General features: G+C 54.2%; 1 protein-coding gene. It reads left to right on the top strand.

What is annotated here, in order from left to right; translation table 11 throughout:
- Window positions 1-249 precede the first annotated feature (249 nt).
- A complete protein-coding gene (locus tag AC629_RS43750; RefSeq protein ID WP_084810767.1) occupies window positions 250-501 on the top strand; it encodes a hypothetical protein in 252 nt (83 codons plus the stop codon).
- Window positions 502-818 lie beyond the last annotated feature (317 nt).

The raw sequence follows: 818 nt of genomic DNA, 5'->3' as shown, positions 1-818 counted from the left end.
ATTTCGTGCTTTAAGTTGAGCGCGCTTGCGAGTTCGGGCGGTAAGAGGGAAGTGGACGAATAACTTATTCTATCGCCATCAAGCGCCTCGGCGTTTTCACACAGCCTAGACCCAAATCTGACATTGCTTCGCGGAGACTTCCACGGAACAGCTGCGCTAAAAAAAATCATCCCGTGTGAAATAGCTCACACACGCCTAAAGCGAAAGTCATTGAAATTGAACGTCGGGCCACAGCCAAGGGGATGGCCAATGGCAAGCGAACAGGCGCACCTTGCCCGTGTCCCAGCGCCAATGACACGAGCTCAATTTGTGCAGCGGAGCAAGGAGAGAGCGCTCGCGCTTCTCACAGTCGGCAAGATACGCGAAGCGGTCGCCTCGATGATGATGGACATGCGGAAGTACCCGGACTGCGAAGCGCCTCAAGAAGTCAACGTGATCGGCATCTTGGCCGTCACTGCTGGCGATATATCCCTAGCGCGTGCGTACATTGATGGTTTTTAATGAAAGCGTTCGGCTGCCCAGCAGTTCCGCTTCTGGCCCTTCGCGACATATTGCGGTGCCACGCCGTTTCGGTCGCAAGCGAGACGAAGCGGACATCGGATATCGGTCATGATCGGTGGAGTTCGTCGCGAATGACCCTGGCTGTGTAAAAACGCGAATGATCGAAACACGGCTAGAATTACATTCTTCAGTTCGTCGTTTAAGTTGAAGCCGCGTACGAGCTTAAGCGCTAGAACCGCGTTGGACGACTAACTTCTTCTATCGCGCTCAAGCGCCTTGGCGTTTTCACACAGCCAAGACCCACAGCGGACCAAAGC

Origin of the sequence: Bradyrhizobium sp. NAS80.1, assembly GCF_001908205.1 — a bacterium.
GTDB lineage: Bacteria > Pseudomonadota > Alphaproteobacteria > Rhizobiales > Xanthobacteraceae > Bradyrhizobium.
The sequence above is the reverse complement of the archived record's forward strand: the minus strand, read 5'-3'. Positions and strand labels throughout refer to the sequence as shown.